The 26,052-nt window shown below is 29.3% G+C and carries 20 protein-coding genes, 2 rRNA genes and 1 pseudogene; 22 read left to right on the plus strand and 1 reads right to left on the minus strand.

Going from position 1 to position 26,052, the window contains the following annotated elements:
- Positions 1 to 45 precede the first annotated feature (45 nt).
- The 20 genes and pseudogenes from rpmG (at position 46) to V2E26_RS00350 (ending at position 23,111) form a co-directional block, all read left to right on the plus strand.
- Complete coding sequence (gene rpmG / locus V2E26_RS00255; RefSeq protein ID WP_330463469.1) at positions 46 to 192, plus strand: 50S ribosomal protein L33; 147 nt, start codon at positions 46 to 48, stop codon at positions 190 to 192.
- A gap of 2 nt (positions 193 to 194) precedes the next feature.
- Positions 195 to 485 carry a preprotein translocase subunit SecE gene (gene secE, locus V2E26_RS00260; RefSeq protein ID WP_330463470.1) on the plus strand — a complete coding sequence of 97 codons (291 nt, stop codon included), beginning with the start codon at positions 195 to 197 and terminating at the stop codon, positions 483 to 485.
- A gap of 10 nt (positions 486 to 495) precedes the next feature.
- Positions 496 to 1,074, plus strand: a complete 579-nt coding sequence (nusG, locus tag V2E26_RS00265) for a transcription termination/antitermination protein NusG (RefSeq protein ID WP_330463471.1) — start codon at positions 496 to 498, stop codon at positions 1,072 to 1,074.
- A gap of 25 nt (positions 1,075 to 1,099) precedes the next feature.
- Positions 1,100 to 1,804 (plus strand): hypothetical protein, encoded by a 705-nt coding sequence (locus V2E26_RS00270; RefSeq protein WP_330463472.1) that lies wholly within the window; start codon positions 1,100 to 1,102, stop codon positions 1,802 to 1,804.
- 78 nt (positions 1,805 to 1,882) lie between these two features.
- The gene (locus V2E26_RS00275; RefSeq protein ID WP_330463473.1) at positions 1,883 to 2,842 is read left to right on the plus strand and encodes a tRNA (adenosine(37)-N6)-threonylcarbamoyltransferase complex ATPase subunit type 1 TsaE; all 960 of its coding nucleotides are present in this window, start codon (positions 1,883 to 1,885) and stop codon (positions 2,840 to 2,842) included.
- Complete coding sequence (tsaD, locus tag V2E26_RS00280) at positions 2,842 to 3,774, plus strand: tRNA (adenosine(37)-N6)-threonylcarbamoyltransferase complex transferase subunit TsaD (RefSeq protein WP_330463474.1); 933 nt, start codon at positions 2,842 to 2,844, stop codon at positions 3,772 to 3,774. The genes V2E26_RS00275 and tsaD overlap by 1 nt, the downstream gene beginning before the upstream one ends.
- Position 3,775: 1 nt before the next feature.
- Entirely contained in the window at positions 3,776 to 4,327 is a 552-nt protein-coding gene (gene yihA, locus V2E26_RS00285; RefSeq protein ID WP_330463475.1) for a ribosome biogenesis GTP-binding protein YihA/YsxC, read from the plus strand.
- Positions 4,328 to 4,432: 105 nt separating this feature from the next.
- Positions 4,433 to 6,416, plus strand: a pseudogene (locus tag V2E26_RS00290) (GGDEF domain-containing protein).
- On the plus strand, positions 6,385 to 6,822 hold the full coding sequence (gene rplI, locus V2E26_RS00295) for a 50S ribosomal protein L9 (protein WP_330463477.1): 438 nt from the start codon (positions 6,385 to 6,387) through the stop codon (positions 6,820 to 6,822). Before V2E26_RS00290 ends, rplI begins: the two are co-directional and overlap by 32 nt.
- Positions 6,823 to 6,873: 51 nt before the next feature.
- Entirely contained in the window at positions 6,874 to 8,322 is a 1,449-nt protein-coding gene (dnaB, locus tag V2E26_RS00300) for a replicative DNA helicase (RefSeq protein WP_330463478.1), read from the plus strand.
- Complete coding sequence (locus tag V2E26_RS00305; protein WP_330463479.1) at positions 8,322 to 9,704, plus strand: YitT family protein; 1,383 nt, start codon at positions 8,322 to 8,324, stop codon at positions 9,702 to 9,704. The genes dnaB and V2E26_RS00305 overlap by 1 nt, the downstream gene beginning before the upstream one ends.
- Positions 9,705 to 9,801: 97 nt before the next feature.
- A complete protein-coding gene (gene mnmA / locus V2E26_RS00310; protein ID WP_330463480.1) occupies positions 9,802 to 10,914 on the plus strand; it encodes a tRNA 2-thiouridine(34) synthase MnmA in 1,113 nt (370 codons plus the stop codon).
- Positions 10,915 to 10,977: 63 nt separating this feature from the next.
- Entirely contained in the window at positions 10,978 to 13,638 is a 2,661-nt protein-coding gene (alaS, locus tag V2E26_RS00315) for an alanine--tRNA ligase (protein ID WP_330463481.1), read from the plus strand.
- Positions 13,631 to 14,062, plus strand: coding sequence for a Holliday junction resolvase RuvX (gene ruvX, locus V2E26_RS00320; protein WP_330463482.1), 432 nt, complete (start codon positions 13,631 to 13,633; stop codon positions 14,060 to 14,062). The genes alaS and ruvX overlap by 8 nt, the downstream gene beginning before the upstream one ends.
- Positions 14,063 to 14,065: 3 nt before the next feature.
- A complete protein-coding gene (locus tag V2E26_RS00325) occupies positions 14,066 to 14,389 on the plus strand; it encodes a hypothetical protein (RefSeq protein WP_330463483.1) in 324 nt (107 codons plus the stop codon).
- Between the two features lie 20 nt (positions 14,390 to 14,409).
- The gene (locus V2E26_RS00330) at positions 14,410 to 15,144 is read left to right on the plus strand and encodes a BC85_0335 family putative methyltransferase (protein WP_330463484.1); all 735 of its coding nucleotides are present in this window, start codon (positions 14,410 to 14,412) and stop codon (positions 15,142 to 15,144) included.
- 19 nt (positions 15,145 to 15,163) lie between these two features.
- A complete protein-coding gene (gene greA / locus V2E26_RS00335) occupies positions 15,164 to 15,634 on the plus strand; it encodes a transcription elongation factor GreA (RefSeq protein ID WP_330463485.1) in 471 nt (156 codons plus the stop codon).
- A gap of 337 nt (positions 15,635 to 15,971) precedes the next feature.
- Positions 15,972 to 17,492 (plus strand): 16S ribosomal RNA (locus tag V2E26_RS00340).
- A gap of 176 nt (positions 17,493 to 17,668) precedes the next feature.
- A 23S ribosomal RNA gene (locus V2E26_RS00345) occupies positions 17,669 to 20,568 on the plus strand.
- Together the 16S and 23S rRNA genes form the textbook arrangement of a ribosomal RNA operon.
- A gap of 1,457 nt (positions 20,569 to 22,025) precedes the next feature.
- Entirely contained in the window at positions 22,026 to 23,111 is a 1,086-nt protein-coding gene (locus V2E26_RS00350) for a M42 family metallopeptidase (RefSeq protein ID WP_330463486.1), read from the plus strand.
- Between the two features lie 173 nt (positions 23,112 to 23,284).
- On the opposite strand, the gene V2E26_RS00355 is transcribed toward V2E26_RS00350, so the two are convergent.
- A complete protein-coding gene (locus tag V2E26_RS00355; protein WP_330463487.1) occupies positions 23,285 to 23,452 on the minus strand; it encodes a hypothetical protein in 168 nt (55 codons plus the stop codon).
- A gap of 234 nt (positions 23,453 to 23,686) precedes the next feature.
- Between V2E26_RS00355 and V2E26_RS00360 the strand changes: the two genes are divergently transcribed.
- Positions 23,687 to 24,475, plus strand: coding sequence for a tRNA1(Val) (adenine(37)-N6)-methyltransferase (locus V2E26_RS00360; protein ID WP_330463488.1), 789 nt, complete (start codon positions 23,687 to 23,689; stop codon positions 24,473 to 24,475).
- Between the two features lies 1 nt (position 24,476).
- Positions 24,477 to 26,042, plus strand: coding sequence for a methionine--tRNA ligase (gene metG / locus V2E26_RS00365; RefSeq protein ID WP_330463489.1), 1,566 nt, complete (start codon positions 24,477 to 24,479; stop codon positions 26,040 to 26,042).
- Positions 26,043 to 26,052: the final 10 nt, after the last annotated feature.

Consider the following 26,052-nt stretch of genomic DNA (forward strand, 5'->3'; position numbering starts at 1 on the left):
TATTAAAATTAAATATTTTTAAAAAAAATATATAATTACACTTATATGAAAAAACAAAAGAAGATATCATTAGCATGTCAAACATGTTTACACAAAAATTACTCTGTTAATAAAAGTAATGAAAAAAGATTGGAAATTAAGAAGTTTTGCAAGTTTTGTAATGTTCAAACATTGCACAAAGAGGAAAAGTAATTATGAGCAAAGAAAATAATTTAAGTGCAGAAGAAAAAGAGTTTCAAAAGAAGGAACTAAAAAAACAAAAACAAATAATTAAAAGAAAAAAACAAGAAGAATCAAAACAAACAAGACTTTATACTTTTAGAAATTTAGTAAAAGAAATCAAGAGAGTAGTTTGACCTAAAAATTCAAAATCATGAAAATGATTTGGGATAACAATTGCTTTTTTACTTATCATGGCAATATTTTGTTTTTTAGTATCATTAGGCTTTACTGGCTTATGAAATGTAGTAGGAATAAAATCTTAAGGGGGATAAAATGCATACAGATTACAAATGATATATGATTTCAACTGTTTCAGGAAAAGAAGATAATGTTATCGAAGCTTTAACAAACAAAATTTCTTCTCAAGGGATGACAGATTTTTTTAAAGATATAAGAATTTTTAAAATGCCTCATCTATCAAACAAGGAATTAGAGAAAAAAACAAGAGGCGAAGAATTTACAGTTAGATATGTGAATATTTATAAGGGTTATATTTTTCTAAATATGATTATGACTGATGAATCTTGATATTTAGTTCGTAACACTCAATATGTAACCGGTCTAATAGGATCTTCTGGAAAGGGAGCTAAGCCAACACCGATAAGTGAAAAAACTTTTAAGAAGATGGTTGAAAAAGAAAAGATGCTTATTGAAAAATTTGAAGCCGGGGACATTGAGACAGCTTATAAAGAAGGAACTATTGTAAAAATTAAAAACGGAATTTATAAAGATGAAGTCGGCGAAATTATTAAAAATAATGATGTTGAGCAAAAAGCGTTTGTTAATATTGAGCAATTCGGAAGAAAAGTACCAACAGAGTTTTCATACAATGATTTAGAAATTTGCATATAGTTTGCAAATAAAGTAAGGATATATTATGACTACAACAAAAAAAATATTAATCGGATTGGCAACAATTTCATCAGTTGCTTTACCTATAACAGCAATATCATGTACAAATTCAAAAGCTCAATTAGAAAAAGAAATACAAATAGCTAAAATTCAATTAGCAAATGTTGAATTTGCTGATAATTTTGAACAACAATTCAAAGAAGGGATAATTATTGCTGAACAAGTACTTAAAGATGTTAATTCAACAGATGATAAAATAAAAAACACATACAATGAATTTATAAACAATTCAAAAAAAGTGCTTGAATTAAATAGACTTAAATTGCAAGAATATGCAGAGAATCAGCTTTCTTATTTTGCTGAAATTAATAAAGCAAAATTATATGCTCACAAAGTTTTATTTGAAGAAAAATATAAAGATTTAAAAGTGGAATTAGTTAATTCATACACTGAATTAGAAACAAAATACGAATCCACCAAAACTTCTATTTATACATCCGAAAAAACTGCTGAATTAAAAAAAGAATTATCAAAAATAATGGATGATATCAAGGCAAAAAAACAAGCACTAGACAATAATTCAAGTGCTGATAACGATCATAATCAAGATAATAGCCCAAAACCAGATAATTCATCAACCGAAAATGAAGAAGATTCAAAACCAACACCATCTCCAGAAAACAACGAAACAGAAGGATCAAACCCTTCTGCAACAACCCCTGAAAATTAATTTCTATTTCAACAAAAAGAAGAGCATTTTAAACCTTCTTTTTGTTTTTGTTAAAATTAAATATAAAAAGGAATTACTATGGGAAGAAAATTCTACTTTAAAGAAAATGAAGGATTAGATAAGATAGTAAATTATTTACTTTCATTTAAAAATTTAGAAGCAATATTGTTAAATGGAGAATTGGGTGCAGGCAAAACAACCTTAGCATCTTCAATAGCAAAAAAACTTGGTGAAAAAAAGACGGTAGTTTCACCCACTTTCAATACGATGATTTGCTATGATAAAATAGTTCATATAGATGCTTATAAGTTAAAAGGGGATTTATTTGCTTTTGAAGAATTTTTTGATGATAAGTTAGTTATTATAGAATGATCTAAAAATATAAATCATAATTTTAAAAACTTTTTTGAAATAGATGCAAAAATTGAAATAATTAATGAAGAAATATATCATGTTTTTGAAGTTATTACTACTCCTATATTAAAGGGTTTATTTGTCGAAACTTCTCTTGATGATTTTTTTGTAGCATTAGTTGAAAATGAAAAAATAGTTGATCATATTATATTGAAAAAACTAGTTAAAAAAACAGATCATTTTTTTGAAACCATTGATGAAATTTTAATAAGAAATAAGATATCAATTAATGATTTAAATGTAATTTATACAACAAAAGGGCCTGGAAGTTTTACCGGTTCTAGACTTGGCTTTTCTTTTGCATCAACAAACAAAATATTGCAAAGATTTGTAAATAATAACGATCTTCAAATCAAACTATCCCCAACATACGATCTATTTTTTAAGCAATTAAATTTAGATAAAATATACATAAAAGCAAATAAATACAAAGCATACAAGATATCAAAATCGGGTGTAAATGTCAATATTGAATTAAGTGATGAAATAGAAAAAATAAATAACTTTGATTATTCTAAAATTATTTATGATTTTTCAAGCTATGTCGATATTTTTAGTGATGTTAAAGATGTGCAAGAAGAAGAATTAGTTTATGCATCTGAACCTCAAATAGGAGGTATGTAATGAAAATTTTTGCTATTGAAAGTTCTCATGATGATACATCATTTGCAATTTTAGAAAATAATAATCCAATATGAATGAAAACAATTAGTCAAACAGAAGTTCATAAAGTTTATGGGGGAACAATACCGGAAATAGCATCAAGATTACATGTTAAAAATATATTGCTATTGCTCGAAGAGTTTATTAAGTTAGAAAGTATAGCTAAAAATATTGATTATATCGCTTATACAAAGGAACCTGGGTTAGTTGGGTCATTGCAAATTGGATATATTGTTGCTCAAACGATGTCAAGAATATATAATATTCCAATAATAGGTTTAAATCATTTGGAAGGTCATTTTTACTCAGCTTTTATTAAAAAAGAATTAGAATTTCCTGCACTTTGTTTATTAGTATCTGGCGGTCATTCTCAAATAATGTTGTACAAAAATGAAACAGAGTTTGAAATCATAGGTGAAACACAAGATGATGCTGTTGGTGAAGTCTATGATAAAGTTGCAAGAAAATTAGAATTAGGTTTTCCAGGGGGACCAATTATTGATAAGATTTGGGAAGAAAACAAAGAAATATACCAAGGTCATTTTTCTATACCAAAATTAGATAATGAATTTGATTTTTCTTTTAGTGGAATAAAAACAGCTGTGATAAATCATTATAGTAATTTAATAAATAGAAATGAAAAAATTGATATTAAAAGAATTTCTACTGAATTCCAAAACACAATCATTCTTTATTTAAAAAGAAACTTTGAAAAAGCAATTAATAAATATAATCCAAAGTGCGTAACATTATCAGGTGGCGTAAGTGCTAATAAAGGAATTAGAAATATGATTCTAGGTTTGCATAATAATGTTTATTTACCGGATTTTGAATATACAACAGATAATGCAATGATGATTGCTAGACTAGCTTATGAAAAGGTAAAAAAATAATATGTGAAAATTTATAAAAAGTTCAACATCACAAGAAAATTGATTAGATAATCCTGAAAGCGAAATAGTTTTTTGAGGAAGATCAAATGTGGGAAAATCTTCTTTAATAAATGCCTTGTCTAAGAATAAACTTGCAAAAACCTCATCAACCCCAGGAAGAACAAGATTAATAAATTATTTTGAAACTGATAATAAAAAAATAGTTGTTGATTTACCAGGATATGGTTATGCAAGTATGTCTAAAAAGGAACAACAAAAAGTAAGTGGAATAATTGATAATTATTTTAGAAATTCATCAGTAAAAAAAGTTGTTTGCTTTTTAATTGATGCAAAGGTTGGTTTTACAGCTATTGATCTTGAAATGATTGATTATATAAATTCTTTGAACATACCATTTGATATAATAATAACTAAAATAGATAAAGCAAATCAGTCCCAAAAACACCGAGTAAAAACCCAAGCTTTAACTTTTAAAAGAGAAATAAATATATTTTTAGTTTCATCGGAAAAAAAGATAGGTTTAGAAGATATAAATGAGTATTATGAATTTTAGGCAACCGCCTATTTTTCCTTTCTTTTTTTTAGAAATTAATTAATTTTAATTAATTATCAAAGCGTATGAGCAATATTTATTGACATTTTTTGTATAATTTAATTTATGAAGAATAAAGAAGATAAGAAAAAACTGATAATTTTAATAATACAAATAATATGCTTATTAATAATTCCAATGATAATTTTCTTTATTGGAATTATTAAGTTTCCAGAAAAATGAAGAACTCCACTTATTGCTATTTATTCATTATTTCTTGTGGCTTTAGGAATATCAACCTTTTTCATTGTTCGTAAGTTTTTGAAAGAATCACAGATTGCAAATAGAACATTAAATCAATATCTTCAAAACGAAATTAATGACCAAGGTTTGGGAACTATGATTTTTCTAAATAATGGTAAGATCATTTGAGCAACTAATTTCATTTTGAACAAATTTGGAAAATCAATTATCGGTAAAAATATTAAAGATGTTTTCTTGATTGAAGAATGAGAAAATAATAATCATAATTTTGTTTTTAAAAAGGATGATTATGAATATGAGGTGTTTGTTAATTTTGAAAAAAACATCGTTATTGTTAAGGATATTACAATTCAATCTAACTTATTAAGTGATTATAAAAAGCAACGTGTTGTTTTTGGTGAAATACATATCGATAACATGAATTTATATCAAGTTTCCTTAAGTCAAGAAGAGTTATATAAAATTTATTCTAACTTTGGTGCGATGCTTGAAGAAATATCAAGAAAAAATAATATCATTTATAGACAGTATGAAAATGGTAGATTCTTTTTATTAACAAATCAAGAGAGTTTAGATAATTTAGAAAAAACAAAATTTCAAGCATTTGAAATGCTAAAGAATAAGAACGTTTATAATGGTGTTAATTTAACAATTTCAGCAGGATTTTCTTATGGTATTTTTAAGTATGATATTTTAGATAAGTTAGCAAAAGAAGCGTTATTACAATCTAAAACTCGTGGTGGGGATCAAATAACTGTTTTAACGAAATATGAAAAACCAAGATACTATGGATCAAGTTCAGAAATTGATATAAATATGTCAAGAACTAATGTTACATATATTGCAAAGAATTTAATGAATAAATTAAAATCAAAAAATATAAATAAAGTAATAGTTTATGGACATAAAGATGCTGATTTAGATGCATTAGGATCATCTTGAGGTATTTATAAACTTGCAAAATCAATGGGAAAAGAAGCTTATATTCAAAATAAAACTTTTGATGATACAACACAACGTATTTATGATAAATTAGAACCGCTAGATAAACAAGTTTTTATCTCACCGAAAGAAGCAACAAATTTAAATGATAAAAAAACATTAGTTGTAATATGTGACACATCTGATGAAACAAGAATTGAAAATATTCAAGCATTCAAGGATATTGATAAGGAAAATATAATAGTTATCGATCATCATAGAATTGGTCTTAATCCAAAATTTGCAATGAGAGAAAATTTATATATTGATTCTTCTGCTTCTTCTGCTTCGGAAATAGTAACTGAAATTATTGCTATTACAAATAGCGATGAAAGAATTGATGTAAAAACAGCACAACATTTGCTAAACGGAATTTATTTAGATACAAAAAATTTTCAAAAACAAACTAGTTCCAAAACATTTTCTGCTGCTGCATTATTAGAAAAATGAGGAGCAAAAATATCGGTATCAGTTAATAATTTAAAATTTGATGAAAAAATATTTGAACAAGTTGCAGAATTATTAGAGAATTTAGAAGAAATTAAAGATGGTTTCTTCTTGGCGTATAAAAATATTCCAGTTGCACCCGACGTAATTTCGATAGCAGCTGATGAAATCTTACGTGTTAATGGAAGAAAAGCTGCTTTTGTTGTAGCAAAACTTCCTGGATTAAAAAGATGTAAAATGTCAGCAAGAGGAATTGAAACTAATGTTCAATTAATTGCTGAAAATGTAGGTGGCGGTGGTCATTTTGGTACAGCCGCTGCTGAAAGCGATGAAGATATAGAATTATTTGTAAATAATTTAAAACAAGCAATAGTGAGTGTGAAATAATGAAAGTAATAATAATAAAACAATACGATAAATATAAAGTAAACGAAATTTTAGAAGTAAATGACGGTTTTGCAAAAAACTTTTTAATTAAAAATGGGTATGCACAACCAGTTAATAAACAGACATTAGCAAATTTAGAAAGAGTAAAAAATAATATTGCCGAAGATTATGCTAAGGAAGTTGAAAAAGCAAAAGAATTAAAAGCAAAAATAGAAAAACTAACTCTTAACTTCTTTTTAAAATCAAACGGAAATATAGTTCATGGATCAATTACTAATAAAGCAATTGAAAAGGAACTTTCAAAGAATAATATTAAAATAAAACCACATGCATTAGGTAAGGATTCATATAATACATTTGGTAAGCATTATATAAATGTTAAATTACACAATGAAGTTAATGCAATATTACTAATTCAAATCTTTGAGGAAAAATAGTTTTAAATTTCTTAAATAATTCGAAATTAAAGGTAAATGAAAGGAATGAAAATGGATAATAAAAACGTTAATAATTCAAGAGAAACGGCGATAGCAAATAACGAAGTTTCTATTCTTGGGTTATTATTAGCTGAACCTGAAAGTTATTTAAAAATTGCAGTACTAATAAGACCTGAAATGTTTCATTTTAAAAGTAATCAGATTTTATATAGTGCAATTTCAGAAGTGTATAATAGATCAAAAAATTTTGACCTTTCAAACCTTTTAGTGTATTTAGAAGAAACCAAGCAAACAAATTTAGTAAATTTTTTATCAATGAATACACCAGAGTATTTAGGATATTTAACACAGAATGCAGGTTTTTTTAGCGAGTTAGAAACATATGCAAAAAATTTAATCGATCAATATAAAATTGATAAACTTACCCAGTTATTAGAAGAGACAAAAAATACGATAGACAACAAACCATTTTATATATCAGATCTTCTATCAAAGATTCAATTAGATATTATTAATATTGATATATCAGAAATTAATTCATCATACGAAAAAATTGGTGATACAGCAAATAATATCTTGCAACAAATATTGAGAAAAGAAGATAGTGATATAGGTGTTGGACTTCAACTAGGATTTCCTGAATTAGATGAATGTTTATTAGGATTAAACAAAGGAGATTTAACAATATTAGCAGCAAGACCCGCCATGGGTAAGACAGCTTTTGCTTTAAATATTGCAAATAATGTCGCAAAACAAGGAAAGACTGTTTTATTCTTCAGTTTAGAAATGTCTAATCCTCAATTAGTTCAAAGAATGATAGCAATCGATTCAAAAGTTCCTATTTATAAATTAAAAACAAAACTTTTAGATACAAACGATCAAAGAAATCTATCACACACAGTTGATGATATGTCTGGTTGAAATGTCTTTTTAAACGATAAGGCAACCTTGAATATTTCAGACATTACAACACTTTCAAAAAGATTTGCAAGAAATGCAAAAGTTGATTTGGTGATAATCGATTATTTACAACTAATCGGTGATAATTCTAAAAGATCACAAGAAAATAGACAATTAGAAGTTGCAAAAATATCTCGCTCGTTAAAACAATTAGGTAGAGAATTAGAATGCCCAATAATTGCACTTAGTCAACTAAGTCGGGGTGTTGAAAAACGTGAAGATAAAACGCCATTGATATCCGATTTAAGAGAATCGGGTGCAATAGAACAAGATGCTGATAGAATTATTTTCTTGCACCGTGATGATTATTATAAAAACAAAAAAGCAAATGAGGTTGATAGAAATTCTTCATTTAATGAAAATTCAAATCCTGCTGATAATATTTCTATTACAAATGTTATTGTTGCAAAAAATCGTCATGGAGCAACTAAGACAATTCAGCTAGGATTTTCACCTGAATATAATAAATTCGTTTATGCAAATTTACAAAAAAAACATAGTTTAAATTTCGAAAATATTAATAAGATAAAGGAGGATTAATGGCAGAAAGACAGATAAATGGTAAAAGTATTAAAAAAATAGATAAATCTGTTAAAAAGAAAAAAATAAGTTTGCAACAAAAAAGACAAGCTTATGAACAAAAAATGGCTATTTTAAATCCACAAAAAGTTAATATTTTTAACATTTGAAAAAAGTATCCAAAAAAAGTTTTATGAATGTTTGTGAGTGCATTTTTATACAACATAGCACTTACTGTTTTTCTTAAAAAAGCAGCAACAATTGCATCAGGAACATCTTCGTTGGCGCAGATAATAACATTTACAGCCCCTTCAACTTCACAATTTTATGGGTTATTTTATGTATTAGTTAATTTACCGTTAATGTTTGTTTTTTGACGAATGAACCCTAGAATGTTTATGGTATTAACGTACTATTGAATGTTATTTCAAGTCATAGTTCAACTTCTATTCATTGAATATAGTGGAAGAGGATCAAATCCAATTGTTAACTTTATTAATCAAAGAATGTCGTTTTATAATCCAGTTGGAGAAGCTAAATATTATTGAGACCCATTCGGTTTAGATACTCGTGTTGTTTCTCAATTATTATCTAGCGAACAAAAAACTGAAATTATAGCTAACATCTTAAAAAGCAACTATAATGGAAACAATGAAATAGTTTTATATTTTCAAAATCAGTTCTTCGCTAAAGATTTAGAATTAATTGCAAACAATTTAAGAAATATAGATAAGAAATTTATTGATCCAACTGTTGTTACTCAAGTATTAAATGGAACTGAAATATATGGTGTTTATGATGGACAAAATTGACCAGTTTTAGTTTATTCAATAATTGGTGGTGCCGCCGAAGGATTTGCTTCAATAATTGCATGAAGACAAAGAGGTTCAATAGGAGGGACATCTGTTATTTCAAACTTTATAGCTTATAAAAATAAAAAACCTGTTGGCAATGTATTTTTAATGGTAGCAATTTGTTTTTCATCATTCTCAACAATAGTTATAGGTTCATTAGAATATACAAGAAATATTACAGGACATGTTTGAGATAGTGATTTATTCCTAGTTAGAGTTTTAGGAACCATCTCATATTTATTGGTATTCTCAATGTTGGTTAATAAATTCTATCCAAAGTATAAAAAAGTTAAGATTGAAATATATACTAAACATCCAGAAATTGTTGCTGAACAATTTAAGAAAATTGGTTATGTTCACCCATTTAACATTTTTAATGGAGTAGGTGGGTTTAGTCATGAAGATTTTGGAAAAATCGAAACAGTTGCCCTTTTCTTAGAAAGAGATTTAATTCTTGAAGAAGTAAAAAAAGTTGATAAAACAGCATGAATTACTACCTCAAATATTCAAGGTGTATCAGGACAATTTGATACGTCATTTGTAGATTAAGAATCTTAAATAAAGGTTCTTTTTCTTTTCTTTTTCATAAAATAATTTTTATTTTATTAAAAACCTTATAATTTAATATATTTTAAAGAGGTATTAAATGTCAAAAAAAGTAATTTTAGGCATGAGCGGTGGCGTTGATTCAAGTGTGTCAGCTTATATACTTAAAACACAAGGGTATGATGTAGAGGGTCTTTTTATGAGAAATTGAGACTCGTTTTTGAATAATGATTTCCTAGGTAATAATGATATAAGAGAAGATATTTGTCCACAAGAGCAAGACTTTTTAGATGCAAAAGAAGTTGCTCAACAATTAGGAATTAAATTACATAGAGTTGATTTTGTAAAAGAATATTGAGATAATGTTTTTCAATATCTTATAAATGAATACAAAGTAGGAAGAACTCCTAATCCAGATATTTTTTGTAACAAATATATCAAATTTAAATCATTCTCCGATTATGCCTTTAACGTTTTAAAAGCTGACTATATTGCAATGGGACATTATGCAGAAGCAATTGATGGCGAATTATTTAGAGCATTAGATGATACAAAAGATCAATCTTATTTCCTTGCTCAATTAAGCAACCAACAATTATCAAAAGCGATATTCCCTCTTGCTAATATTTCAAAAAATGAAGTTAGAAAAATAGCATCACAGCTAAAATTAGCCACAGCATCCAAAAAAGATTCGACAGGAATTTGTTTTATTGGCGAAAGAAGATTTGCTAAATTTTTGGAAAATTATATACCAGCCCAACCCGGAGATATTATTGATATCTATACTAACAAAAAAGTGGGAAATCACCAAGGAGCAATGTATTATACAATTGGCCAAAGAAAAGGATTAAATCTTGGTGGATTTGAAAAACCATACTTCGTTGTAGGACATGATATTAGAAAAAAAATAATTTATGTTTCAAACGATGACCATCCAGAATATCTACTTTCAGATAAGATGATTGCAAAAGGATGAAATCAAATTGCAAAAGAATTTAATTTTCAAAATTTAACAGCAAAATTTAGATATAGACAACAAGATATAAAATGTAGTTTAAAAGTGCTTGAATATAACCAAATTGAAGTTTTATATGATGAAACAGAAGCTGTTACACCAGGACAACAAGTAGTAATATACGATGGAAAAAAAGTTGTTGGTGCAGCGATAATTGATAAAATTTTTTATAAAGGCAAAGAAAAAGAATTTTTATAATTTAAAACTAAGCTTAGCTTAGTATATGAATTAGAAGATAACATTATTAAATTAGGAGTTAACATGCTTACATCCAAACAAATTAGACAAATGTGATTAGATTTTTTTGAATCAAAAAAACATCTTGTATTAGAATCAAAATCATTAATTCCTCAAAACGATCCATCATTATTGTGAATTAATTCAGGTGTTGCAACCTTGAAAGATTATTTTAGTGGTAAAAAAGTTCCACCTGCAAAAAGACTTACAAACTCTCAAAAATCAATTAGAACTAACGATATTGAAAATGTTGGTGTCACTGCAAGACATCACACCTTTTTTGAAATGTTAGGAAATTTTTCTATTGGTGATTATTTTAAAAGTGAAGCGATTGAATTCGGATATGAATTCATTTTTGATGTTTTAAAGTTGGAAAAAGAAAAAATTTATATTACATATTTTGAAGAAGATTTAGATACTTATAATAAATGAATTGAGTTAGGAATTAGTAAAGATCATTTAATCAAAGGAACTCGTGATACTAATTTTTGAGATGTTGGTCAAGGACCTTGTGGACCAGATACTGAGATTTTTTATGATCGTGGGGAAAAATATGACAAACGTGGAATTGAGTTATTAATTAATGATATTGAAAATGATAGATATGTAGAAATATGGAATATCGTTTTTTCTCAGTTTAATAATGATGGAGAAAATAATTACACAGAATTAGCGACAAAGAATATTGATACTGGTGCAGGATTAGAAAGAATAACATCTATTTTACAAGACGCTCCAACTAATTTTGATACTGATTTATTTTTACCAATAATCAAAAAAACAGAAACCTTAACTAAATTTAACTACGACATAAATAATTATTTTACAAAGGATTTAAACCAAACTAAAATTAATACATGATTTAAAATTATAGCTGATCATATAAGAGCTAGCGTTAATGCAATTAATGACGGGGTAAGTCCTTCAAATGTTGGACGTGGTTATATAATTCGTCGTTTAATAAGAAGATCTTATCGTTCAGGTTTATCTTTAGGAATTCAAGAAAAATCATTCTTATACAAATTAGTAGGTGTTGTAAAAGATTCATTAATTTATGATATTGATGTTGAAAAGGTTTCAAAAGTAATTAAAGACGAAGAAGAATTATTTGCAAAAACTATAAAAGAAGGTGAGAAGCTTCTTGAACATGAATTAGAAAAAAGAGGATACATAGATTCAAAAACTGCATTTAAAATGTTTGATACATATGGTTTTCCAATTGAATTAACTGAAGAAATATTAAAAGAAAAAAATATTAAAATAAATCTAAATGAATTTTATGAATACTTAAAAGAACATCAAGAGCGTTCAAAGGGTAATATTGAAGCAGGAATGCAAAAAGTAATTAATTCACTTTCATTAATAAATGATAAAATTTCAGAATTTATTGGATATGACTACCTAGAATCACAATCAAAAATACTATACCTTTTAAATGAAGAAGAAAAAATCCCAAAAACTGAAAACGATGAATCTATATCTTATGTTATTTTAGATAAAACTCCATTTTATGCAACAAGTGGTGGTCAAAATCATGATTTTGGGTTCATTCTTCAAAATGGAAATAAACTTGAAATATTAGATGTTTTTAAAGATAAATATTGAAATCATGTACATGTTGTAAAAGGAAAAATTAATGACCATGATTTAGTTGAATGTTTTGTTGATAAAGACAAAAGAAAAAACTATGCAAGAAACCATAGTTCAACTCATATAATGTTTCATGCTTTACGTAAAACATATAGTAATGAAATAATTGAGCAACTAGGTTCAAATATTCACCCTGATTACTTTACATTCGACTTTGGTTTAGATCATCGTCCAACAAAAGATGAAATAAAGATGATTGAAAAAATAATGTCCGAATATATTTCGATGTCTGCAAAAAGAAACTATATTCTAACTTCAATTAAAAATGCTCAAGAACTTGGGGCATATATGACTATTGAAGAATCTGAATATCATGATGCAAATAATGTAAGAGTTGTAGAATTTGAAAATATAACTAAAGATTTATGTGGGGGAACACACGTTGAAAATTCTTCAGTAATTGAAAACTTTAAGATTGTTTCAGTCGATTCAAAAGGTACCGGGGTATATCGTTTAAGAGTTATTACTTCTAATTATTTAGTTGATCAATATTTATTAAATGAAATATTGGAAAAACAAAAATTATTAGAATCATTGATTAAAAATAATAAGGAATTAAATCCAAATTACAGTATTTCTTATTCTTTAGATATCCCACAAACGCCTGAAGAAAAAGAAAAACTTCTTGATCATTATGAAAAAATCGAAGAACAAATAAGAGAAACATATAAAAAATTATTAAAAGAAAAGAATAATGAAATTGTTGATATAAGTGTTTATAAATCTGAATTAATTAATGATATTAAAACATTTATTATTATAGAAAAAGATACAAATTTATTAAGAAAAGCAATTGTTCAGATTAGAGAAGCAAATTTTGATTCTTTGGTTATTGGAATGAGTAAAATAAGTGATAACAATTACTTTTTAATTGTTGCTTCAAAAAAATATGATTCAACCAAAATATTTAAAAACTTGACTTCTAATTTAAATGGTAAAGGTGGCGGTAATAGTATTGTTTCTCAAGGTTCTATTAATATTAATCTAGATGAAGAATCTTTAATAAGTAAAATTAAGGAATTAATTAATGCGTAAACTTTCTCTTGATTTAGGTTCTAAAACATGTGGTTTTGCTATTAGTGATATAAATAACATAATTGTTACTGGGCTTGAAAATTTTAGGTTCGAAGAATGACATTTTAAAGAGGTAATTAATAAAGTAAAATTTTACATTAATGAAAGTATTTACAAAAATGAAATTGATGCAATTATATTAGGTTATCCTTTACGAATGGATTTTTCTAAAAGTGAACGTACTAAGATGGTAGAAAAATTTAAATCAAGATTAGAAAAAGAAATTAACTTACCTATTTATTTTCAAGACGAAAGAGAAAGTACAATTTTTGCTGAAAATATTCTATACAACTTTGGATTAAATGGAAAAAAGCGGAAAGAAAAGAAAGATGTTTTAGCTGCTCAATTAATTTTGGAAGATTTTTTGAAATTAAAAAAAGGATAATTTATGAATGAAAATAACTTAAATAAAAAGAATGTAATAAAAATAATGACACCTGAGCGTCAAATTGAATTAGAAGACGGCTCAAAAATGTATGTGATTTTTGATTATAATGAAGCTGGCGATAGATATTTAGCATTATTATCTGAAGATGGTGATATTGTTTTTGCAGAGGATAAAAATAACTCATTGCAAGAAGTATTAGATGATGGAATTTTTGAAATTTTATCTGATTTATTGGGTGATTTTTTAGATGAAAATACCATACTTGACAAAGATGGTAATGAAATGCAATTTTTAGAAGAAGATCAAGAAGATAAGGAAAATTAAATTTATAAAAAAATAATATTATGAATGATATATTAAAAAAACATTATTCAATTTTTAATAATTCAAGCAAATTATCTCCACAAGTAAGAACTGGCCTAATAATATCTATAGTAATAGTGCTTACTATTGCAATAATTATTTTATTTTTAAGTTTTTTATACAAAAAGAAAGTAGCAAAAAAATATTTTTCGCCCAAAGAAGAGCTTGAAATTCAAAAAATAAAAGAAAAAAATCCTAATTATGGAATTGTTCTTCATGGAATAAAAAAATACTACCAAAATGACTTGAATGACTTTTTTGTTTGCTTTATCATAAATACAATATATTTAAATGATTATAAATATATATATATAGATGATTTAGATAACTATCTTGCTTTATCAATTATAAATTTAGCTAATACAAAAGTTTTTCTAAAAGGTGACATCGATAAAAAAATAAATGATAAATTAGCTAATGAATTTCCTGAATTAAATTTTAGTGATTTAAATTCTGTTAGCGAATTAAATAAAAATTATGATTTACAAATAATTTTGAATGAAAATTACGATCCGTTAGATTTAATAAATAAGCACACTAGTTTTTTAAATGAAAATGGTATTTTAATAGTTAGCTATAATAATAAAAATAAGTTAAAAATTTTAAAAGATGAAGCAAAAAAATATAACTTAAGATATGAAACTTTAAAATTCAAAAACAAAAGTGTTATACTTTTAGCAAAAAATATTATTAAAGAAATACTTAATAATAAATAATATTAAGGAGATGATTAAAATGGAAGATAAAAAAATTTATTTAACAAAAGAGAGTTTAGAACAATATAAAAAGAGACTTATTTTCTTACAAGAAGAAGCAAGACCTCAAGTAATTGAAGAAATAAAAGAAGCAAGAAACCAAGGTGACCTTTCTGAAAATGCTGAATACGATGCAGCACGTGATAAACAAGCTGCAATTGAAAATGAAATTTTAGAAATTCAGCACATTTTAGAAAATGCTATTCTAATAGATGAAGATACAACAGGATCACATATAGTAAAAATTGGTTCAACTGCTAAATTGCTAGACTTAAAAACCAAACAGGTTTTAACAGTAACAATTGTTGGTGCATTAGATGCGGACCCATTTAGTGGAAAAATTTCAAACTCATCTCCATTAGCTAAAGCGATTTTAGGACATAAAGTAGATGAAATAGTTGAAGTCGAAGCTCCTAAAAAATATAAAGTAAAAATAGAATCTATAATGTAATTTTTTATTTCTATATAAATAACGCAAAATTTATATCAGCATTTATATATTAATATAATAAATAACATAGCTATAATGAAAATATCTTTCACTTAAAAAAGGCAAAAACGCCTTTTTTATTTTATAAACTTTTAAAAAAGTAATATAATTAACCAGTACGCTTTTTTAGAACAAAAAATTGCTAGAAAAAAAATATTTTTTTTAAAACAAAATTTATTTATAGTGTATACTTCTATAAGCGCTCACTTTTGAGTGCATAAGAAAGATAGTTCTTTGAAAACTGGATACGAATACCATAACGTCAATTTTAATTTTATAAAACATAATAACCAAATCAAATTTTAAGAGTTTGATCCTGGCTCAGGATGAACGCTGGCTGTGTGCCTAATACATGCATGTCGAGCGAGGTTCTTTTGAACCTAGCGGCGAATGGGTGAGTAACACGTGCTTAATCTACCCTTTAGATTGGAATACCCAATGGAAACATTGGCTAATGCCGGATACGCATGGAACCGCATGGTTCCGTTGTGAAAGGAGCCTCAAAGCTCCGCTAGAGGATGAGGGTGCGGAACATTAGTTAGTTGGTAGGGTAATGGCCTACCAAGACTATGATGTTTAGCCGGGTCGAGAGACTGAACGGCCACATTGGGACTGAGATACGGCCCAAACTCCTACGGGAGGCAGCAGTAGGGAATATTCCACAATGAGCGAAAGCTTGATGGAGCGACACAGCGTGCACGATGAAGGTCTTCGGATTGTAAAGTGCTGTTATAGGGAAAGAACACTTGGTTGAGGAAATGCTTCCAAGCTGACGGTACCCTGTCAGAAAGCGATGGCTAACTATGTGCCAGCAGCCGCGGTAATACATAGGTCGCAAGCGTTATCCGGAATTATTGGGCGTAAAGCGTTCGTAGGCTGTTTATTAAGTCTGGAGTTAAATCCCAGGGCTCAACCCTGGCTCGCTTTGGATACTGGTAAACTAGAGTTAGATAGAGGTAAGCGGAATTCCATGTGAAGCGGTGAAATGCGTAGATATATGGAAGAACACCAAAGGCGAAGGCAGCTTACTGGGTCTATACTGACGCTGAGGGACGAAAGCGTGGGGAGCAAACAGGATTAGATACCCTGGTAGTCCACGCCGTAAACGATGATCATTAGTCGGTGGAGAGTTCACTGACGCAGCTAACGCATTAAATGATCCGCCTGAGTAGTATGCTCGCAAGAGTGAAACTTAAAGGAATTGACGGGGACCCGCACAAGCGGTGGAGCATGTGGTTTAATTTGAAGATACGCGGAGAACCTTACCCACTCTTGACATCCTTCGCAATGCTATAGAGATATAGCGGAGGTTAACGGAGTGACAGATGGTGCATGGTTGTCGTCAGCTCGTGTCGTGAGATGTTTGGTCAAGTCCTGCAACGAGCGCAACCCCTATCTTTAGTTACTAACGAGTCATGTCGAGGACTCTAGAGATACTGCCTGGGTAACCGGGAGGAAGGTGGGGATGACGTCAAATCATCATGCCTCTTACGAGTGGGGCAACACACGTGCTACAATGGTCGGTACAAAGAGAAGCAATATGGCGACATGGAGCAAATCTCAAAAAGCCGATCTCAGTTCGGATTGGAGTCTGCAATTCGACTCCATGAAGTCGGAATCGCTAGTAATCGCAGATCAGCTACGCTGCGGTGAATACGTTCTCGGGTCTTGTACACACCGCCCGTCACACCATGGGAGCTGGTAATACCCAAAGTCGGTTAGCTAACCTCGGAGGCGACCGCCTAAGGTAGGACTGGTGACTGGGGTGAAGTCGTAACAAGGTATCCCTACGAGAACGTGGGGATGGATCACCTCCTTTCAACGGAGTACACAATGTTATGGAAAAATTATTTGTATCCAGTTTTGAGAGATTTATCTCTCTTGTTCTTTGAAAACTGAATATCGACATTGAAAAATTAAATTATTAATATTTCAAAGTTTAGATCAACCTATAGAATATATCATACAATAGACAAACAATAGGTCTTATACTACTATTAAACAAGATAAGAGTTTTTGGTGGATGCCTTGGGTCTGGAAGTCGATGAAGGACGTGATTACCTGCGATAAGCCTCGGTTAGCTGGAAATATGCTGTTATCCGGGGATTTCCGAATGGGGAAACCTAATTGAGCTAATCCTCAATTATCATATCGATGAATTCATAGTCGAATGAAGAGACACGCTGTGAATTGAAACATCTCAGTAGCAGCAGGAAGAGAAAATAAAGAATGATTCCCTCAGTAGTGGCGAGCGAACGGGGAAGAGCCCAAACCAACATTCGTTGTTGGGGTTGTAGGACTACATTATAGAGTTACAAAATTTATACATAGCAGAATAAGTTGGAATGCTTAAACATAGAGGGTGAAATTCCCGTAAGCGAAATGTCTAAATCTCTTTGTAGTATCCTGAGTAGGGCGGGGCACGTGAAACCCTGTCTGAATCTACCGGGACCACCCGGTAAGGCTAAATACTAACCAGACACCGATAGTGAACTAGTACCGTGAGGGAAAGGTGAAAAGAACCCCGGGAGGGGAGTGAAATAGATTCTGAAACCAATTACTTACAGTTAGTCAGAGCCCGTTAATGGGTGATGGCGTACATCTTGCAGAATGGACCGGCGAGTTATGTCAACATGCGAGGTTAAGTGGATTAAAGCGAAGCCGTAGAGAAATCGAGTCTTAATAGGGCGCTTAGTATGTTGATATAGACCCGAAACCAGGTGATCTACCCATGAGCAGGTTGAAACTTAGGTAACACTAAGTGGAGGACCGAACCGTAGTACGCTAAAAAGTGCCCGGATGACTTGTGGGTAGGGGTGAAATTCCAATCGAACTTGGAGATAGCTGGTTCTCTCCGAAATAGCTTTAGGGCTAGCGTGTAGTGTTAAGTGATGGGGGTAGAGCACTGAATATGGAATGGCGGCGCCTAGCTGTACTGACTATAATCAAACTCCGAATACTATCATGAATTGCTATGCAGTCGGTACATCGGTGATAACGTCGATGCACGCGAGGGGAACAACCCAGATCGTCAGCTAAGGTCCCAAAATTGTGTTAAGTGAGAAAGGTTGTGGAGTTTCTTAAACAGCTAGGATGTTGGCTTAGAAGCAGCCATCGTTTAAAGAGTGCGTAATAGCTCACTAGTCGAGAGACTCTGTGCCGATAATTCAACGGGACTAAAACACAATACCGAAGCTACGGGCATGAAAATGCGTTAGGAGAGCGTTGTAAGGGCATTGAAGCCAGACTGTGAAGACTGGTGGAGCGCTTACAAGTGAGAATGCCGGTATGAGTAACGATTCAGAGTGAGAATCTCTGACGCCTATTGGGGAAGGTTTCCTGGGCAAGGTTCGTCCACCCAGGGTTAGTCGGGTCCTAAGACGAGGCCGAAAGGCGTAGCCGATGGACAACAGGTTAATATTCCTGTACTTTCTATAAATGTGATGGAGTGACGGGGAGGATAGTACTACCACTTACTGGATTGTGGGGCAAATAGTAACTGGGTTATGTAGGCAAATCCGCATAACTTAACCGGGAGCTATGATGCATAGTGAAAGGGCAACCAAGTAGCGAATTGGATGATTCCATACCTCTTAAAAAAGCTTCTAACATTAAGTTTATATGAAACCCGTACCGAGAACGGACACACGTCCCCAAGATGAGTATTCTAAGGCGAGCGAGAAAACCAATGTCAAGGAACTCTGCAAATTCATCCCGTAAGTTCGCAAGAAGGGATGCCCACCCTAAAAAGTGGGCCGCAGTGAATAGTAAGGGGGAACTGTTTATCAAAAACACAGCTCTATGCTAAGTCGTAAGACGATGTATATGGGGTAACTCCTGCCCAGTGCCCGAAGGTTAAGCAAAGGTGTTAGCTTTATGCGAAGCATTGATGTGAAGCCCGGGTGAACGGCGGCCGTAACTATAACGGTCCTAAGGTAGCGAAATTCCTTGTCGGCTAAATACTGACCTGCACGAAAGGAGTAATTATCTCTTAACTGTCTCGACATTGGACTCGGTGAAATTATGGTTCCGGCGAAGACGCCGGAGACCCGCATCTAGACGAAAAGACCCCGTGGAGCTTTACTATAACTTCATATTGGAGTTTGATTTAACTTGTGTAGGATAGGTGGGAGACTATGATGCTTGAACGCTAGTTCAAGTGGAGTCGACGTTGAAATACCACCCTTGTTACGTTGAACTTCTAACTTGTTACCATGATCTGGTAAGAGGACAGTGTGTGGTGGGTAGTTTGACTGGGGCGGTCGCCTCCTAAAGGGTAACGGAGGCGTTCAAAGTTACACTCAATACGGTCAGAAACCGTATCATAGAGCATAAAGGTAGAAGTGTGATTGACTGTGAGACCTACAAGTCGAGCAGGTGCGAAAGCAGGACTTAGTGATCCGGCGGTTCTTCGTGGAAAGGCCGTCGCTCAACGGATAAAAGCTACCCCGGGGATAACAGGCTTATCTTTCCCAAGAGATCACATCGACGGGAAGGTTTGGCACCTCGATGTCGGCTCATCGCATCCTGGAGCTGGAGTCGGTTCCAAGGGTTGGGCTGTTCGCCCATTAAAGCGGTACGCGAGCTGGGTTCAAAACGTCGTGAGACAGTTTGGTTCCTATCTGATGTGGGCGTTGGAATATTGATGAGAGCTACTCTTAGTACGAGAGGACCGGAGTGGACGTACCGATGGTGTGCCAGTTGTTCCGCCAGGAGCATAGCTGGGTAGCCAAGTACGGCAGGGATAACCGCTGAAAGCATCTAAGCGGGAAGCCCCCTCAAAGATGAGTATTCCCTATTAAATTCCTTATAGACTATGAGGTTGATAGGCTGGAGGTGTAAGTATAGCAATATATTCAGCTGACCAGTACTAATAAATTGATTGGTTTAATAGTAATTCTATAGAAGTAATCTAAAATTTAAATCGATATTCAGTTTTCAGAGAACAAAACTAAGAGTTATAATTGCTCTTTTTTTCTTTTTTTAAACAACATTAATTTTAAAAAAAATAAAATATTATAAAATGAGGATTATAGAAATAGTCTTTGTTTTTCTAAATAAAAAAATTTCAGTGAATTAAATGCCTCAATACAGGTACTTTTTTTGGTGATTTAAAACTGGAGATTAATTTAAATCGGCTGGTACGATCGACTTAATAATCATTGAGATTATGTGAATGTGTTGCACTATCATAGCTAATTTTATATATTAAATTATTTATAAGACCACATATTTTGTTCATAACCAGTATAACTAATTATATTTTTGAATTAAATTCGTAAAATTTGTACTATTCTTCGCCTGAATTCAAAACAGGAAATTATTACAATTGATAGTTAAAAAATTTATAAAAAATAAAGAAATATTAATTATCTTAAATTTCCTTACAAGTTTGGAGGATATTATAGGGCCTGATAGCCTGTAAAAATAGAGTGCTGAAATACTTGATGTTGCAACATTTGAAGGCTCTAATCATGCTATGATAGTTTATGGGTACAATAATTATACCGATTCGTTCTTATCATCAAAATGTTTTGGAAATTCAAAAGAAAATCGCACATTATATTCTTATTATGCAAATATTTGAGGATCATATTAGTTTTTTGATAAAATTGAAAAAACAAGATATTTAATACTTTCAAGAAAGCTTTTATTTATAAGGAAAATAAATTTAGTGGTAAAGAAATTGATGAAATGTTAAAGAGGCAAAGGTATGAATATAAAAAACTGTTTTTTACTTTTGATTTATTTCTAAATATAGTTTTATTTTTATTGGTTTTCTTTATTTTTGTTTATATTATTTGAACAAAAAATTATAATAAACAATTCGAAGAAATGACTTCAACACCGCTAGTACATAAAAAATATATTAATTGAAGATATTTATATCCAATTTCTTTCTCATTAATTTATTTATCTATTCTTCTATTACAGATTACAAAATTTTCTATTCTTATAAGAAATAAAAACAGGTTTTTACACAGTTTATTTCCAATGTTCTTTATTAATAAAATCAATTTATTAAATAATAATTTAAAGATTAATAAAGCAAATTTTATAGTATTTTTTGTTATATTAAATATTTCTTTATTATCCATTGTTGTGTCTGCAATTTTTAATATTATTTCAGATAAGGTTTATTGAAGTTTTATAGTTTTTATTTTTTACTTTTTAACAATTATGGTTAGTTATGTTCCAATTGTAATTTATTTTCATAAAAAAATACACTAAAATCAATTAGGTAAAATTTTACCTAATTTTTTTATTAAAAATATATAGCAAGATAACTTGCTTTAAATTTGCTACAATTTATGTATTAATTTAAATTATTAAAAAGAGGTATTAAATTATTATGGACAAAAAAGAATTATTTAAAAATAGATTAATTAAATATATGCAAATTGAGGCAATGTCTCGTTATGAAGAACCTGTTGTTAATGAATTAAAAGATTCATTAAAAGAATTTAACTTTGATGTAATTCGTGATAATCTAGGTTCTGTTATTTTTAGAAAAAAATCAAAAAACCCTAACGCCCCAAGAGTAATGATTGCAGCACATATGGACGAAGTTGGATTCATGGTTCGTAATATTGATAAAAAAGGGCAATTATTTTTATCACCAGTAGGTGGTATTTGGCCATCCTCTGTAATTGGTACAAAAGCCAAATTAGTAACTGATGAAGGAAAAACTTTTTTAGGATTATTTGGACACACAAGTATTCACATTATGCAAGAAAATGAAATTTCAAAAGCAATGACAAATAATGAATTATATGCAGACTTTGGATTTAAATCAGATGAAGACGCAAAAGCTCAAGGTACAGGCGTAGGTGATTTAGTTTATATGTCTGGTGAAACCATTTTATTTAATGATCCTAATTTAATTGGTGGAAAAGCCATGGATAATAGAGCTGGTGTTACTGTTTTGGAATATGTTGCTAAAGAAATCGGAAATAAGGAATTAGATGTTGATTTATATTTAGTAGGTACAGTTCAAGAGGAAGTTGGAACAAGAGGGGCTAGAACAAGTGTTTCATTAATTAAACCAAATGTTGCAATAGCATTAGATACATGCGCTTCACATGATACACCAAATACAATTCCTGGAAATACTAAATTATATCAAGGTGCAGCTCTAAGGATAAAGGACCGTGGAACAATGATGGATCCAAAATTAGTTAAAGAATTTCAACATATATCAAGAAAGTATGATATTCCTGCTTATAAATTTGTTGCAATGGGTGGCGGAACTGACGCACATGAATTGCAATTTGCCCACGGTGGAGCTGCAACATTAACAATATCATTACCACAAAGATATTTACACAGTCCAATTGGAGTTTGTGCTATTTCAGACTTAATGGCTGCAGGGGATCTATTAATTAATTTTCTTCAAGATTTTAGCGAAGAAAAATGAGACGAAATTAAATATAACTAATTTAAACAAAAGTCTTATAAGATGTAAGTTGGGCTTGCATCTTATTTATTTTTATTTTCTTCTTTGTAGCAATAACTTTATAATGTAGCAAAATATAAAAGTTAAATCCATTATAAATTGTTATTATTAATTCATTCCAACTAAAATATTAAGAACATTTAATATTAGCTAAATTAAAACCTTGCTAAAAGACTAAATCTAACAGTTGTAAAATATAAAAAATCAATAATATATGCATTCAAAATTGCGTTTTTAATAATGAAGATATTTCTTGCAATTCATTGTTTATCATCAAACTCAAAAATATAGAAGAAGCATTTCATTTTGGTTTTTTTTACCATAAAATAAAATTGTACTTAATAATGAAAAGCGATATATTTGAACTAATTATATTTTTTAACACTTATTCTTATAATTTAAGGTTTAATACAGAAACTAAAGAAATTTAAGTTATTTTTTAAAAATTTTAAAAAGTTCAAAAAAATAACAAAATGTTTTAAAAATATTATTAATTCAAAAATTAAATTCAACAACAATCTTAATTTTTAAAAATAATTAATTTATAATTAATTAATATGAAAAAAACGGGTGTTTTTAAGAATAATCTAGGATATGGTAATGACCTTTTTGTTTATCAAGACAAAGAGATGTTTAACTATTCAGTTGATACTATTTTATTAGGGAATTTTGTTTCAATTAATAGAAATGTTTCAAATGTTTTGGAGGTAGGCACAAATAATGGGGCATTATCAATTTTTATGGCAGCAAGATCAAAAAAAATAAAAATTGATGCAGTTGAGATTCAACAAAAGGCTGTTTTGCTTGCAAAGAAAAATGTTTCATTAAACAATTTAGATAGTCAAATAAATATTATTTATACTGATTTTAAAGATTATGCTAAAGAATATGCTTATAAATGCGGAAATAAACAGGCGAAAAAATATTCATTAATCGTTGCTAATCCACCATATTATAATGAGAACTTTAATCAGGTAAGAAAAACTGGTACTTATGAACAAAAATTAGCTACTCATGAAATAAATTTAGATTTAGAAACACTAATATCATTATCATCAAAAATTATTGAACAAAAAGGTTATTTTACTGTCGTTCTTCCAATGGCGAGATATGTTGATTTAATTTGCTTATTAAGAAAATATAACTTTGAACCTAAGAGAATTCAATTGGTTTTTACAAGAATTAATTCACAACCTAAATTTTGCTTAGTTGAATCAAGATTTAATTCTGGTTGAGGGACTTTTTATGAACCAAATATTTACTTACACAACGATGATGTCAACGATCATTCATATCGTTTAGAAACACAAAAACTTTATGTTCCTATTAAAGAAAAGGAGAAATAAAATGAGTAAAAAACAAAAGACTTTTTATATAACAACCCCAATTTATTATCCAAGTGGCAATTTACATATTGGTCACTTATTAACAACAACTCTAGCTTGAGTTTATAAAAATTATAAAAATAGTCAAGGATATAAAACTTTTTTTGCAACCGGTATTGATGAACATGGTCAAAAAATTCAAAAAAAAGCTGAGGAAAATAATTTAGATCCACAGCTATATGTTGATATGCAATCGGAAAAGTTTATTGATTTATGAAAATTGTTAAAAATAGATTATGACTTTTATAGTCGAACTACAAATAAAAAACATGAAGAAACTGTATTAAAAGTTTTTGAAAAAATGTATGAAAGTGGTTTTATTTTTAAAGACAAATACACCGGTCTATACTCTGTTAGTGATGAAGAATTTTTAACTGAAAGTCAAGCTATTTATAAAGATGGTAAATATTTTCACCCATCTTCTGGTCATGAACTTCAAACAATTGAAGAAGAAAGCTACTTTTTTAATATGAAAAAGATAGAACCATGAATTAAGAAATTTTTTGAGCAAAATCCTTCTTTTTTAACAAATAAAAATATTGAAAAAGAGCTAAACAATAATTTTTTAACAAAAGGTTTAGAAGATTTATCAGTTACTAGAATTTCATTTGATTGAGGAATAAAAATCCCCAAAGAAAAATATAAAGACGAAAAGCAACATGTTATTTATGTTTGATTAGATGCTTTATTCAGTTATTTAACGGCTTTAAATTTTTTAGAAAATGATGATAAAAATTATCAAGAATTTTGAGATAGTGGTGATGAAAGAGTTCATGTTTTAGCGAAAGAGATTTCTCGTTTTCATGCAATTTATTGACCAATATTTTTAGAGGCAATTAATGTTAATAAACCAACAAAAGAAGTTGTTCATTCATGAATTATTACTCCTGAAGGAAAAATGTCTAAATCAAAAGGAAATATTATTGAACCAATCCCGCTTGTTGAAAAATATGGTGCAGAAGAAGTGAAATATTTCTTTAGTTCACAAGTTAATATTGATAATGATTTCTCGTTTAGCGAAGAACTTTTAATTAATGTTTTAAACGCCGATCTTGCTAATAATTTTGGTAATTTAGTAAATAGAACCATTAAAATGATTAATCAAAATTTTGAAACTGGAACTTTTTTTAATGAAAAAAGCTTAGAAGAGATTGATCTAAATATCTTAAACTCACTTTATTCTTATTATCAAGAATATGAAAAAAACTTTGATTCATATCACGCTGATAAAGCATTTAAAGTAGCTATTAATTTATCTTCTAAATTAAATGAATATATCGATCTTACAAAACCATGATTACTAAAAGATAATTTAGAAAGATTAAATTCTGTACTAAACACATTATTGAACGGAATATATACTGTAAATTTAATGTTATCTAATGTAATGCCTGATAAATGTTCTAAAATTTTAGATTTTTTAAAATTGAATATAAATTCTAAGACAGAAATTATTAATTTCAAAAAATTTGATAATCTACCGCCATTTGCAGATGAAATATTATTTACAAGAATTGCTAAAAAGTAATTATAAAATC

Origin of the sequence: Metamycoplasma gateae, assembly GCF_036352135.1 — a bacterium.
Taxonomy (GTDB): Bacteria; Bacillota_I; Bacilli_A; order Mycoplasmatales; family Metamycoplasmataceae; genus Metamycoplasma; species Metamycoplasma gateae.